Annotated in this window: 11 protein-coding genes; all 11 read right to left on the minus strand. The window is 74.7% G+C overall.

The genetic code is table 11. The features are described from left to right. Position 1 precedes the first annotated feature (1 nt). The 11 genes from IE308_RS06735 to IE308_RS06785 all read right to left on the minus strand — a co-directional run bounded on the left by IE308_RS06735 (position 2) and on the right by IE308_RS06785 (position 12,503). Entirely contained in the window at positions 2-1,186 is a 1,185-nt protein-coding gene (locus IE308_RS06735; RefSeq protein ID WP_190216979.1) for a cytochrome P450 family protein, read from the minus strand. A 79-nt stretch (positions 1,187-1,265) separates the two neighbouring features. Continuing rightward, positions 1,266-1,949, minus strand: coding sequence for a response regulator transcription factor (locus IE308_RS06740; RefSeq protein ID WP_190216980.1), 684 nt, complete (start codon positions 1,947-1,949; stop codon positions 1,266-1,268). Between the two features lie 100 nt (positions 1,950-2,049). Beyond that, on the minus strand, positions 2,050-3,306 hold the full coding sequence (locus IE308_RS06745; protein WP_229908721.1) for a sensor histidine kinase: 1,257 nt from the start codon (positions 3,304-3,306) through the stop codon (positions 2,050-2,052). 121 nt (positions 3,307-3,427) lie between these two features. Continuing rightward, positions 3,428-4,117 (minus strand): DUF5825 family protein, encoded by a 690-nt coding sequence (locus tag IE308_RS06750; RefSeq protein WP_308440080.1) that lies wholly within the window; start codon positions 4,115-4,117, stop codon positions 3,428-3,430. 32 nt (positions 4,118-4,149) lie between these two features. After that, positions 4,150-6,078: a RiPP maturation radical SAM C-methyltransferase gene (locus IE308_RS06755; RefSeq protein WP_190216981.1), complete on the minus strand. Its 1,929-nt coding sequence runs from the start codon at positions 6,076-6,078 to the stop codon at positions 4,150-4,152. 221 nt (positions 6,079-6,299) lie between these two features. Then, entirely contained in the window at positions 6,300-8,138 is a 1,839-nt protein-coding gene (locus IE308_RS06760; RefSeq protein WP_190216982.1) for a S9 family peptidase, read from the minus strand. Beyond that, positions 8,135-9,445, minus strand: a complete 1,311-nt coding sequence (locus IE308_RS06765; protein ID WP_190216983.1) for an MFS transporter — start codon at positions 9,443-9,445, stop codon at positions 8,135-8,137. The genes IE308_RS06760 and IE308_RS06765 overlap by 4 nt, the downstream gene beginning before the upstream one ends. 527 nt (positions 9,446-9,972) lie before the next feature. Continuing rightward, the gene (locus IE308_RS06770) at positions 9,973-10,599 is read right to left on the minus strand and encodes an Rv1733c family protein (RefSeq protein WP_190216984.1); all 627 of its coding nucleotides are present in this window, start codon (positions 10,597-10,599) and stop codon (positions 9,973-9,975) included. 269 nt (positions 10,600-10,868) lie between these two features. Then, on the minus strand, positions 10,869-11,774 hold the full coding sequence (locus IE308_RS06775) for a rod shape-determining protein (RefSeq protein WP_190216985.1): 906 nt from the start codon (positions 11,772-11,774) through the stop codon (positions 10,869-10,871). After that, positions 11,771-12,145 (minus strand): TraR/DksA family transcriptional regulator, encoded by a 375-nt coding sequence (locus tag IE308_RS06780; RefSeq protein ID WP_110632563.1) that lies wholly within the window; start codon positions 12,143-12,145, stop codon positions 11,771-11,773. The genes IE308_RS06775 and IE308_RS06780 overlap by 4 nt, the downstream gene beginning before the upstream one ends. Before the next feature lie 46 nt (positions 12,146-12,191). Next, positions 12,192-12,503 carry a TraR/DksA C4-type zinc finger protein gene (locus tag IE308_RS06785; protein ID WP_110632560.1) on the minus strand — a complete coding sequence of 104 codons (312 nt, stop codon included), beginning with the start codon at positions 12,501-12,503 and terminating at the stop codon, positions 12,192-12,194. Positions 12,504-12,762 lie beyond the last annotated feature (259 nt).

Raw genomic sequence — 12,762 nt, forward strand, 5'->3', positions numbered from 1 at the left:
TCTACCAGCGCACGGGAAGGCTGCGCATCCCGCGGATCAGCAGGCCGGGCAGCCAGGGCCCGGGCGGCCCGTCGAGGGCGAGGCCCGGGGCCCGCTCCAGCAGGGCGCGGATCGCCGTGCGGGCCTCCAGGCGGGCCAGCGGGGCGCCCATGCAGAAGTGGATGCCGTGGCCGAAGGCGACATGGCCGCGCGGGTCGCGGCGGATGTCGAAGCGGCCCGGGTCGGCATAGCGGGCGGGGTCGCGGTCGGCGGCCGTGAGGCCGACCAGCACCGTCTCGCCCTGGGCGATGGGCACCCCGGCGATTTCCAGCGGCTCGGCGGCGAACCGGAACGTGGCGGCCTCCACCGGGCCCTCGTAGCGCAGCATCTCCTCGACGGCTCCGTCGAGCAGGCCCATGTCGGCGCGCAGGGCGGCGAGTTGGCCGGGGTGGGTGAGCAGGGCGTGCACGCCGTTGGCGATGAGGTTGACGGTCGTCTCGTGGCCAGCGAGGAGCAGCAGGTACGCCATGCCGCGCAGTTCACCGGCGGAGAGCCGGTCGCCGTCCTCGGCGGTGGTGCGGATCAGGTCGCTGAGCAGGTCGTCGCTCGGACCGCTGCAGCGCTTGTCCTCGATCAGCTCGGTGAGGTAGTCGGCGAGCCGCACCACCGCGTCGTACTCGCTGCCCGAGCTGCTGGGCGCGACCACCTCCGTCGACGTCTTGCGGAACTCGGCGCGGTCCAGCTCGGGAACGCCGAGCAGTTCGCAGATGACGGTGAGGGGCAGCGGGAAGGCGAACGACTCCACGAGGTCGGCGCGGCCCTGCGGCAGCATCGCGTCGAGCAGGTCGTCGGTGATCTGCTGGACGCGCGGGCGCAGCCGCTCCACGCGACGCGCGGTGAAGGCGCGGGAGACGAGCGAGCGCAGCCGGGTGTGGTCCGGCGGGTCGACGCTGAGCAGGTACTTGCCGATCAGCTCCTCGTCGAGGAAGGTCATGCCGAGCTTCGCGGGGTCCTTGGCGAGCCGGGGGTCGGCGAGCGCGGCGCGTGCCTCCTCGTACCCCACGACCAGCCAGGTCTCGTGTTCCGGTTCGGCGCCCGGGGGACGCACGCGGTGCACGGGTCCGCGGGCGCGCAACTCGGCGTAGACCGGGTGCGGGTCGGTGCGGAACGCGTCTCCGTACCGCCCCAGGTCGATCACCTCGGTCATGCTGTCCTCCCCCTCGCGACGACTCTCACGTCCCCTGACGGCTCCCACGTCCCCTCCGCTCAACGGACGGCCCGCCCGTTCAGTGCCCGTCCGGGAGATCTTCCTCGGTCAGGCCCGCGTCGTAGGCGAGAAGGGCGATCTGCACGCGGTTGTTGAGACCGAGCTTGGCGAGCACGCGCGAGACGTGCGCCTTGACGGTGGCGACGCTCATGAACAGCGTCGCGGCGATCTCGGCGTTGGACAGCCCGCGGCCGACGGCCACGGCGACCTCGCGTTCCCGGTCGTTGAGGAGGGCGAGGCGTGCACGCGCGCGCGTGCGGCGGGTGTCGCCCGCGGTGCCGGCCGCGTGCGCCATCAACTGCCGGGTGACCGCGGGCGACAGCACGGGGTCACCGGCCGCGACCGCGCGGACCGCCGCCACGATCTCGGCGGGCGGGGTGTCCTTCAGGACGAACCCGGCGGCGCCCGCGCGCAGGGCCCGCAGCACCTGCTCGTCGGCGTGGAAGGTGGTGAGGACGACGACCTGCGGGGCGTCCGGGCGGGCGCGCAGCCGCTCGGTGGCCGTGAGCCCGTCCACCGCGGGCATCCGGATGTCCATCAGGACGACGTCGGGGCGGGTGCGGTCGACGAGCGCCTCGACCTGGTCGCCGTCGCCGGCCTCGCCGACGATCCGGATGTCGTCGGCGCCGCCCATCATCAGCGAGAGTCCGGCCCTCACGAGCGGGTCGTCGTCGACGAGGAGCACTCTGATCGCAGCAGTCATGGGCTTACGAAACCACGGCGGCGGACGCGGGACGGCTGCCTCACGGCTGCCTCCTCCGCCAGGGCCCTGGGGCGTGTGCCGTGACGCTCGCCGTCTCCGTTCAGCCCCACGGCAGCCATGCCCGCACCGTGAACCCCCCGTCGGCGCCCGGTCCGTGATCCAGTCGGCCGCCCGCCAGGGTGGCGCGTTCGGTGAGGCCGATCAGGCCCTGGCCGGAGCCGGGGACGGGCGGGGCGGGCCGGTCGGGCGGCGGGTTGTGGACGGTGACGGACAGGCCTTCCCCGCGGGCGCCGGTGACGGTCACGGTGACCTCGGCGCCGGGGGCGTGCTTGCGGGCGTTGGTCAGCGCTTCCTGGACGACGCGGTAGACGGTGCGGCCGGCCGAGGCGGGCACCGCGTCGGGGTCGGTGACCCGCTGGTCGAGGGTGACCTTCATGCCGGCCGCACCGGACTCGGCGACGAGCGCGTCCAGCGCGGCGAGCGTCGGCTGGGGGCGGCCCGTGTCGTCGCGGTCGCCCGCGCGCAGCACGCCGATGATCTCCCGCAGGTCCTGCAGGGCCTCGTGGGCGCTCTCCCGGATCACGCCGGCCGCGCGGGCGATCTCCTCGCGGGGCGCGTCGGGCCGGAACTCCAGGGCGCCCGCGTGCACGCTGAGCAGGGTCAGCCGGTGGGCGAGCACGTCGTGCATCTCGCGGGCGATGTCCTCGCGGGCGAGCCGCTGGGCCTGTTCGGCGCGCAGCCGCGCCTCGGTCTCGGCCCGCCGGGCACGGTCGCGCAGGCTGAGCAGCAGCTGCCGTTTGGAGCGGACGAACATGCCCCAGCCGATGACGGCGCCGGTCAGGACGACCACGAAGGTGACGGACACCAGGTAGGGCATCTCGGGGTCGGGCCGCCACCAGTAGTACAGCGTGGTCAGGGCGAGCTGGGCGCCGCCGATCCAGGCGACGTACCGGAAGGGCCGGTGCACGGCGAGGGTGAACAGCGCGATCAGGCAGGCGCCGCCCGCCGTCTCGGAGACGAAGTTCACCGCGGTCAGCGCGACGGCGAGGGCGACGGGCAGACGGCGGCGCAGCCACACCGCGCAGCAGGCGAGCGCGCCGAGCGTCTGGTCCGTGACGGCGAGGGCGTGCGGGATGTGCGGGTTGTCGTGCAGGGGTTGCGCGGCGGTGAACCCGACGAGCAGGGCCAGCAGGAAGCAGGAGCAGTCGACGACCCAGTCGCGGGCGGTGCGCCTGGGGCGCCCGCCGCGCCCGGCGTCCAGGTCGAGTTCGAGTGCGTGGGCCAGCGCGGAGGGCAGCCACCACCGCCGCCCGGCGAGCACCGGCGCCGGGGCCGGGACCGTACCGTCGTCCTTCACAGTCGGCCAATCTACGCAGCTCCGGACGGCGTCACCCGCCGCTGCGCGCGCTCGTCGACCGAAGTCGCACGGGTGTCGACTTAGGTCTGCCCGGAGCCGGCGGAAGGCGGGTCGGCCCGGGTCAGATGGCCATCGCCTCCTGCAGCCACCGGTTCACCCGGTACGGCAGCCACCAGGCGAGGTCGCCCACGCGCAGGACCAGGTGTTCCCCGGTCAGGTCGGCGAGGACGGGCGGGGGTATCTCGTGGTGGCCGGTGCCGGCGTCCAGGGCGGCGATGGCGGCGTGGTAGGCCGGTTCGTCCGTGGTGAAGCGGCGCAGCTCGCCCCAGCGGCGGTCGCGGATCTGGACGAAGCCGGGGCCCTGCCGCCACACGAACTTGCACAGGTAGTGGTGGGTGCGCCAGGCGTAGAGGGCGGCGTCCGCCTCGGGGAGCCCGTCGATGCGGCGCGGCGGATGCAGGTGGGACAGCAGCTTCCACTGCTCGGCGCCGCCGTCGGCGGGCAGCCGCAGGTCCCAGTCGACCTGTACGGCGCGGGCGGTCAGCTCCCGGACCAGGCAGAGCAGGTCGACGGTCCGGCGCGCGGCGGCGGGGCCGTCGGCGGACAGGTCGACGGGCTCGTGGAGGGCGACGCGGCGGGCGCCGAGACGCCACAGACCGTCGCAGGTCTCGCCGGTCCCGCCGGTCTCCGCCGGCAGGTCGATCGTGCCGAGGGCCATGCCCGGCAGGGTGCGCGCCTCGTCGTCGAGGTCGCGCCACGCGGTCACGGAGATCCGCGCGGCGGCCGGCTTCTCGGCGGTCTGCGTCATCATGTGCGCTCCAGTGCTCGCGAAGGGGTCGGGGGTCAGGACAGGGCCGGTTCTTCCGCGCGGGCCGCCGGCCCGTCGGCCCGCACCCGGTGGGTGTGGCGCATGAAGTCCAGCCGCAGCAGGTCCTGGTTGACCGCGGACGGCGCGAGGTGCACGTACTGCCCGGCGTCCGTGAACACGATCCCGTCGTCCACCCAGCCGTCGAGGAGCGCCCGCACCTCGTGTTCGCCGCGGGGCTCGGAGGTCTCCTCGGCCGCCTTGCGCCGCAGGGCGGCGACGGAGTGCGGCTGGTCCAGCAGCCGGAAGACGGCGATCTCGTACGGGTCCGTCAGCTCACGGGTGCGCCACGCGAAGCCGCTGCGCCGGCTCACCAGCACGATCCGCTCGCCCAGGTCCATGTGGGTCAGCCGGGCGTCGACATGCCGCTTCCGCCACAGCGCCAGCGCCGCGTTCAGCGCCTCGACGGTGTCCTCGCCGATGCCCCGCGCGGGTGCCTCGAAGACGTACGCGAGGTCGTACAGCTCCTCCTCGGGCAGGTCGTAGGTGAAGCGGTAGTGCTGCTCGGGGCGCAGGCCCGTGAAGCCCAGTTCGGGCTTGTCGAAGTAGGGGCTGAAGCGCTCGATGGCGATGCGGGCCGACAGGTCGACCGGCGGGTTGAGGTGTTCGAGGGCCGGGATCTGGCGGATGACGGGCGCGTAGTCGTCGTCCGTCTCGCCGGGGAAGCCGTGCAGGTAGTTCCAGGAGACGGACAGCCCGGTCTCGGCGGCGTCCCGCAGCATGCGCACGTTCTGGCAGCCGCTCACGCCCTTGTCCATCAGGTCCAGGACCCGGCTGTTGAGGCTCTCGATGCCCGGCTGGACGTAGATGAGGCCCGCGTCGGCGAGGGTCTTCAGCTGCGCGCGGCGCATGTTGGCCTTGATCTCGATGTGCATGCGCAGGTCGTAGCCGCTGTCGATGATGCGGGGCAGCACCGTGGAGAGGTACTTCATGTCGAGGATGTTGTCGACGACGTACATGTCGAGCACGCGGTGCCGGGCCGCGAGGTCCATGATCTCGTCGTAGAAGGTCTCGGGGCTCTTGCTGCGGAACTGCATGAAGGAGCCGTTCAGTCCGCAGAACGTGCAGTGGTGCTTCTCCCCCCACCAGCAGCCGCGCGCGCCCTCCACGACCAGTTTGGGCTCCACCCAGTTGCGTGCCACGGACTTCGCCAGCCGCTCGAAGTAGCCGCTGTAGTCGGGCGGCAGGATGGCCGCCGGCGGCAGCGGGCTGGTCGCCATCGGGTTGGCGACGCTGCTTCCGTCGGGCGCGCGGTGGCACAGCCCGGGTACGGCGGTCAGGTCGCCGGTACCGTCACGCAGGGCGGTCAGCAGCGCGGGGAAGGCGCTCTCGCCCTCGCCGCGCACGACGTGGTCGACGAAGGGGAAGTTGCGGTGCACCGCGGCGCCCTGCTCGGAGTCGCAGTTGGCGCCGCCCATGACCGTCACGATGTGCGGTGCGAGCGCCTTGACGTGCCGGGCGGCGGCGAGGGCGGCGGTGTTCTGCTGGAAGGTGGAGGTGAAGCCGACCACGTCCGGCTCCGCCGCGACGATCGCCCGCGCGATCTCCTCGACGAACTCCGGTACGACCCGGTGCAGTTCCTTCGTCATCCGCATCCGCGACCTGCGCAGCTTCGGCGTCATCACCCGGGTGAACTCCTCGTCCTTCCACTCCGGGTCGTCGTAGAGCGCGGAGGAGAACACCCAGTCGCCGCAGCCGAGGAAGTAGGAGGACAGCGCGTAGTACTCGTAGTCCTGCGCGGTGAACTCGGTGCGGCGGGTGATCCAGTCGGTGAACTCCAGGTTGGCGTGCAGCACGTCGCAGGTGGCGTCCGGCACGCGCTCGTCGACGCTGCGCTTGAGGATGCCGAGGGCCAGCGAGGGCAGGTCGATCGGGGACCAGGGCATGTTGACCAGCAGAACGCGCACGGCTTGCTCCTTGAAACGGGACGGCGGGGAGACGGGGAGGGGCGGAGCCCGGCCGGCCCCGTGCGCGGGGCCGGCCGGGTGGTGATCAGTCCTCGTCGCCCTCGTCGGCGTTCCGGAACGGAACGGTGATGGTGATGCCGATGCCGGGCTTGCGGTTCTCCTCCTCGTCCGCGAGCGGATCGTTGTGGATGATGTCCTTCTGCACGGTGCTCTCCCTTCGTTCAGTGGGTGGTTCGTGCCGGCCCGGGCCGCCGAGTGAGCGGCGGCTCCGGGCTCCCCCGTTGGCCGGGGGAGTCGGGGGTGACCGGGCCCGGGGGCGCGGTCAGTCGGCGGCTCAGGAACGTCATCGCGCGCCGCAGTACGGCGACATGGGCGGCGCCGTCGTATCCGTCGTGGCCGGTGTCGAGCCACATCGCCTCGTGCGGGACGCCGGCGGCGTCGAGGGCGCTGAGGTAGGAACGGATCTGGTCCGGGGGGCACTTGGTGTCCCGGGTGGCGCCGACCACGAGCAGCGGCGCGGTGACGCGGGGCGCGTAGCTGAGCGGTGAGCTGCGCGCGTAGCGTTCGGGCACCTCGTCCGGGGTGCCGCCGAACAGCCGCAGGTCCAGGGCGCGCAGCGCGGACGTCGAGGAGCGGTGCGCGGCGGCCCAGTCGGCGAGCGGCTTCACGGCGATGCCCGCCTGCCACAGACCGGGGCGGGTGCCCAGGGCGAGGAGCACCAGGTACGCCCCCCAGGACACGCCCCACAGGGCCGTCGCGTCGGGTGCGGCGAGCCCGCGGCGCAGCAGGTCGGCGCGGACGGCGGCGAGGTCCTGGACCTGGGTGTGGCCGACTCCGGCGGTGAAGGCGCGCCGCCAGCGGGGGCCGTAGCCGGTGGAGCCGCGGTAGTTGACGCGGGCCACGGAGTAACCGGAGGCGACGAGGGAGTGGACGGTGGCGTCGTAGGCGTCGCGGTCCTGGTCGGCGGGGCCGCCGTGGACGAGGAAGACGAGGGGCGCGGGCCGGCCGGGGGCGGCGGTGCCGGGGAGGCTGAGCAGGGTGTGGACGGGGCCGTCGGGCGTGGGGGTCCACAGGTCCTGGTGGTGGCCGGGCACGTGCGGCGGGGTGCCGGTCACCGGCGGCAGCGGCGTGTCGTCGGTGGCGCGCAGCACCGGCGGGTGCGCGGCGTCGGTCCACAGGTAGTGCAGGCCGCCGCCGGGGCGGGGCGCGGCGTCCAGGATCGTGCCGGGCGGTGTGGGGACGCGGGTGCGGCGGCGGGCCGTCAGGTCGACGCGGTGCAGCAGGGAGCGGCCGTGGCGGTCCTGCCGTACGAGGACCGCGCGGCTGTCCGGGTACCAGCGGGCGGTGATCTCCGTGTCGAACGCGCACCAGTCGTGGACGGTCGTCCCGGCGGCCGGGGTCCAGGTGGCGAGGAGGTAGTGGTCGTCGGTCTGGTGCACGAGGAGCAGTTCGCGCCCGCCGTCCGGGCGGAAGCCGCGGCACCACTGACGGGCGGCTCCGGCCGGGGATACGGCCGTGACGGCGCCGGCCGGGTCGAGCAGCGTGACGGCGCCGTCCGCGCCGGTCACGGCGAGCAGGCCGCCGTCGGGGGCGATGCCGTGCAGGGTGAGCGGGGCGGGAGCGGTGAGGAGCCGCCGCGCGGGGTGTCCCTTGCGTCCGAGGTGGACGGTGGCGGTGCGGCCGTCGGAGAGGGCGACGGCCGTGGTGCCGTCGGCGGCGAAGGCGAGGCCGCAGGGGAGGCCGGGCGGGAGGCCGGGCAGGCCCGGGGAGTCCGGGAGTCCGCCCGCTAATTCGCCGGAGAAGGGCCGGTGGCGCCAGGTGCCGTGGCCGTCCGGGTCCTCGTCGAACCACCAGATGCCGGCATCGTGGTCGATGGCGCAGTGAAACGTTCCGGCGGGTCGGGAGGTCACCTGCCGCGCCCGGCGGGACGTGGCCTCCCAGGAGAAGACCTCGCAGCGGCCGTCCGCGTCCGCCGTGAACACCATGCGGGCGGGGTCGCGGGGACAGGCCTCGGGTAACGCGCTGCGGAAGACCTGGTAGCGGGGGGCGGTGTCGCTCATGGGCGTTCGTCCTCTCCCGCGGACGGGCGTGCGGCCGGCGCCGGCTGGTCGGTACGGGGGCGCGCGTCCGTCTCCTCGGCACGCGGACGGGCGTCCGCCTCCGCGGTCAGCGACCGGCCCGCCGCGCCCTGCGTGTACACGGCGAGCAGGGCCAGCAGCGCCAGGCACAGCACGGCCGGGGTGTGCGGGCCCCGCCACGTCACCAGGCCCGCGGCGAGCGCCGGGCAGCCGGCCGCCGCCAGCGCGGCCGCGGCGCCGACCGCCGCGCCCGCCTGCGACTGGACCTCGCGCGGTACGGCCCGCACCAGGACACCGGACAGGACGACGGTGACCGTCGGCAGCAGCAGCGCCAGCAGGGCGAAGCCCGTGGCGTAGCTCGCGGCCGCGTCCGCGGTGACCAGGACGCCGGCCGGGACGAGCAGCAGCCAGGTCGCCAGGACGACGGCGCGCCGCGCGCCCAGGCGGATCACGAGCCCCGGCGCGAGCAGGGCGCCCAGCAGGCCGGCCGCTCCGGAGGCGCTGAGGACGAGGCCGACGGTGGTGCCGCCGTCGAGCACGAACATCGCGGTGTACGACAGCAGCGTCACCAGCACCGAGGCGGCCGACGCCCACACCAGGACCATCCGCAGCGGGGCAGAGCCGAGGACCGTCCGGAAACCGGAGGTCACGGGCGTTCTGCGGCGTCCGGGCGCAACGGGGGTGTCGAGCGGTGCGCGCAGCGCCCGGATGCCGAGCGCGGTCGCGGCGTAGGACAGGGCGTCGGCCAGGAACGGCAGGGGCCGGGCCGCCTCGAACAGGGCGCCGCCGAGGCCGGGGCCAACGACGAGGGCCGCCTGGTCGCCGGCCTGGAGTCCGGCCGCGCCCCGCGTGACGTCCTCGGGCCGCGCCACATGGGCCAGCGCTCCCCGGGCCGCCGCTTCGTGGGCGAAGGCGCACAGCCGCTCGGTGAAGGCGAGGCCGAGGACGGCCCACAAGGGCGGACGCCACCAGAACAGGGCGGCGGTCAGCCCGCTCATCGCGGCGGCGGCGAGTGCCGCCGAGCCGATCAGCAGGGCGCGCCGGTGCCCGTGGTCGGCGGGCCGCGCCACCACGGGTCCGAGGACGACCCCGGCGACGGCGACGGCGCTGGCGAAGGATCCCGCCGCGGCGGCCGGATGCCCCAGGTCGAGGATCAGCAGCGGCAGGACGATCCCGGAGGCCTGGGTGCCGAGGCCGTCGATCGCGTTGGTCCACCACAGGATCCGCAGATCCCGTCGGCTCTTGCGGGGCGCCGGTGCCGGTGATGCCGGCGACGACGGCTCGTTCACGATCGTTCACCTCCTTGCGCAGCGCGTGCGAAGCCGACGGGCCGGTCGAACAACCGGCCCGAGGTGGAGAAATCGTGTGCTGATCGTGTGCTGTCGGTGAAAGCGAGCCGGAGCCTAGCCACGGGTTCGCGACGCCCACAAGGGTCAGGTGGACGTGGCGGGCGGGACCGGAGAGGCAACTTTGACCAAGAAGAATCTGGTCGGCGACGCCCGTGGCATGCCGTTCGGCGGACACCGCGGCCTGGGCGGGCGGCCGGTGGACCCGTGAGCGGCGCCCGTCGCTGCCGCACACCTGGCAGACGCGCGTCGCACGCGGTCCAGGGCACGGGGCGTGCCGTGACCGCGCCCGGCACCGGTCAAGCGGAATCTTCCCCAAGGGGTTGCGCGAATCGTTCGGGAGTCATCGACTCCCGTCCGCCGCGCAGGAGTCGGCACGGCATCCGCCCACACTCCGCCCACCCGGCCATTGGCCGAGAATGCGTCCGGCCTCGCACGTCGCCCGTCATCCCCGCGGGGCGGAGGGGGGCTTACGGCGCCGCCGTCCAGCGCGGTGCGGTGTCGGCCCACGCCCTGTCCCACGCGGCGAGTTGGCGGCGCTGGACGACGCGGGAGGTGACGCCGTAGGCGGCGATCGAGGCGGCCGGGACGCCGAGCGCGGCGATGATGGCCGACCCTCGGACCCGGTTGCGTATCTGATCCGGCGTCAGAGGCGGCTCGGTGAGTTGTCCGTCGGCGCCGACCCAGACGCGCAGGGTGCTGCCCTTGGACAGGGCGGGCGGAACGTCGGTCGTGGCGGTGCGGGGGCGGCCCTCGGGGTCGGTGTAGCGGACCTGTGCCGGGTAACGGGTGCCGCGCGCTTCGGCGGAGCCCGGTTCCGGGTGGTGCCGGGCGCTCTCCAGGAGGGTCGCGGTGGTCGCGTGGCGGGTCTGCGCCTGCCGCCGGGCGGTTTGGGTGGCACGGTCGTGGGCCGCGTCGGCCGCCAGCACCACGGCTGCCGGTGTGGCGGCCGACGCGGTCAGGAGCAGGGCGAGGCCGATCCAGCCCTGGACCAGGTCGCTGCGGCGGCGCAGCGGGTTGCGCCGCAGCCGCCACGACAGGACCCGGGGCGGCCTCCTGGCGGGCGGGGGTGGGGGTACGGCGGTGCGGCCGGGCACGGGTCCTCCTTCCGGCGACCGACGCGGCGGGTGGGGGTCGGGGGTGGGGGTGAGGGGTCGGGGGTGGAGGTAGGGCCGAGGACGGGCCGGCCGAGCGGGACCGACGCGGCAAGGCGGGGTGGGCCGAGGACGGCCCGGCTCGGTGACGCCGACGCGACAAGGCGGGGTGGGCCAAGCACGGGCCGGCTCAATGACACCGACGAGGCACGGCGGGGTGGGCAGAGACGGCCCGGCCGGATGACGCCGACGAGGCACCGCGGCGGCCCTGCTCAGTGGAGGTCGGCCGCCGGCGGGAGGCCGCCGGAGGCGGAGGGGTGCGTGTGGGCGACCTGGAGGAGCCGGGCGGCGCCGCGGACGGCGGCGGTGTGCGGGGCCGGGACCACGGACAGGGGCGTGTGCAGCAACCCGGCCAGCCGGCCGGTGATCTCGGGGCGCAGGGCGCCTCCCCCGGCCAGCAGGACGCCGCGGGCCAGCGCGTCGGCGGTGAGGGAGGTGCGGTCCTGCCGGAGCATCGCCGTCAGCATCAAGGCCACGGCCTCGCTGAGCCGCTCGGGCGGAGTCGTCCCGTCGAGGTCGCCGGTGCCGAGCGCGGTGCGCCGCGCGTCGGTGACCGCGCCCTCGTGCAGCAGGACGACCTCGGTGAGGTGGGCGCCGATGTCCGCGACGAGCAGTGGGCGGGACATGTCGGCGCCCGCCGCCACGGCGACCGCGCGGGCGCTGGGCACGGTCAGGACGCCGCGCGGGCGCAGCGCGTCCACCGCGATCCGCGCCTGGGTGCGGTAGGCGAGACCGCCCAGGGCGGGAGCGGTCACGACGATCAGGGGGTGGCCGAGGCGGGGCAGGCGGTCGGCGAGCAGGCGGAGCAGCATCCGGGCGCACCCCGGCGTGTCGACGATGGCGCCGCGCCGGACGGGGTACAGGGCGCCGGTACCGGTGGCGGAACCGGTGCCGGTGCCGGTGGCGGTACCGGTGGCGGTACCGAAGCGAGCCCCGGCTTCACCGCCTGCCCCCGTGCCGGTGCACGTCACCGTCGGCACGTCGACGACGACCCCGCTGCCGGTGATCCAGGCGCGGGTGCGGGCGCTGCCCAGGTCCAGGGCGATGCCGCAGCAGCGCCGGCACAGTGGTCCCGGCCGGTGTGCCGCGGTGGTGCACGGTGCGGGTGTGCCGGTCATGGGACGGCCTCCTTGACCTGCTGGCAGCGGGCGCAGTAGCGGGCCTGCGGCACGATCATCAGCCGTTCCCGGTCGATGGGCCGCCGGCACAGCCGGCAGCTGCCGTAGGAGCCGTCCTCCATGCGGCCCAGGGCGGCCTCGACGTCGGCGAGGACCATGCGGGCGGTGGCGGCGAGTCTGATGTGCACCTCGATCTGTCCGGCGGTCCGCTGCCGGAGCCGGTCGTCGGCGCGGGAGGGGACCGGTCCGGCGAGCCGGCGCAGTTGCTCCTCGCGGAACAGGCGCTGCTCGTGCAGGTTCTCGCGCAGGGCGGCGAGATCCTCGGCCGACAGGTGTGCCGTACGTCGGCCGACGGTCTGGTGGTTCACCACGTCACCCCTTCTCAGGGCAGGGCAAGGGAGGTCCGGCGGGAGCGGGTCAGACGGCGCGGCGCCGGCAGGCCACGCAGTGGCGGGTGTACGGGAGGATCTCCAGCCGTTCCGCGGGGATGGGCTTGGCGCAGCTCAGGCAGGTGCCGTAGGTGCCGTCCTCGATGCGGGCGAACGCGGCCTCGATCTCCTTCAGGACGCGTTCCATCGCGGTCCGCTGCTCGGACAGCAGGTGGTCCTCGGCGCTCTGCCCGGTCTCGCGGAGGGCTTCGAGCTGCGCGAGCCGGGAGGAGCGGGCGTGCTCCAGGCGCTGCCGCGCCTCGTCCAGGTGGGGTTCGGCCCGGGAGACATCGAGTGACATGGTCCGTCCCTTCTCAGGGGCTTGCCGACGCGCCGAGACGCTCGGTGGGCTTTTCGGTGCCTTCCACCCTGGCCGACCCGGCGGCGGACGCCCATCGGGCGCGGACCCCATTTGCGGGGGGTCACGGCATCCATAGGCCGACCTCATGGGTGCCGTACGGGCCGGGAAATGGGGGCTGGGCCCCATCGACGGGCCGACCGGCGCCGGGCAGGCTGGCCGTGCGAGTTCACTTCGGGCACCGGCGCCGTGAGCGTCACGG

Origin of the sequence: Streptomyces griseosporeus (assembly GCF_014656055.1) — a bacterium.
In the GTDB taxonomy this organism is placed as follows: Bacteria; Actinomycetota; Actinomycetes; order Streptomycetales; family Streptomycetaceae; genus Streptomyces; species Streptomyces griseosporeus.

Coding starts and splice junctions, on each gene's coding strand:
- IE308_RS06735 (WP_190216979.1), bottom strand. CDS start 1,186: ATGACCGAGGTGATCGACCTGGGGCGGTACGGAGACGCGTTCCGCACC.
- IE308_RS06740 (WP_190216980.1), bottom strand. CDS start 1,949: ATGACTGCTGCGATCAGAGTGCTCCTCGTCGACGACGACCCGCTCGTG.
- IE308_RS06750 (WP_308440080.1), bottom strand. CDS start 4,117: ATGATGACGCAGACCGCCGAGAAGCCGGCCGCCGCGCGGATCTCCGTG.
- IE308_RS06760 (WP_190216982.1), bottom strand. CDS start 8,138: ATGAGCGACACCGCCCCCCGCTACCAGGTCTTCCGCAGCGCGTTACCC.
- IE308_RS06775 (WP_190216985.1), bottom strand. CDS start 11,774: ATGACCGGCACACCCGCACCGTGCACCACCGCGGCACACCGGCCGGGA.
- IE308_RS06785 (WP_110632560.1), bottom strand. CDS start 12,503: ATGTCACTCGATGTCTCCCGGGCCGAACCCCACCTGGACGAGGCGCGG.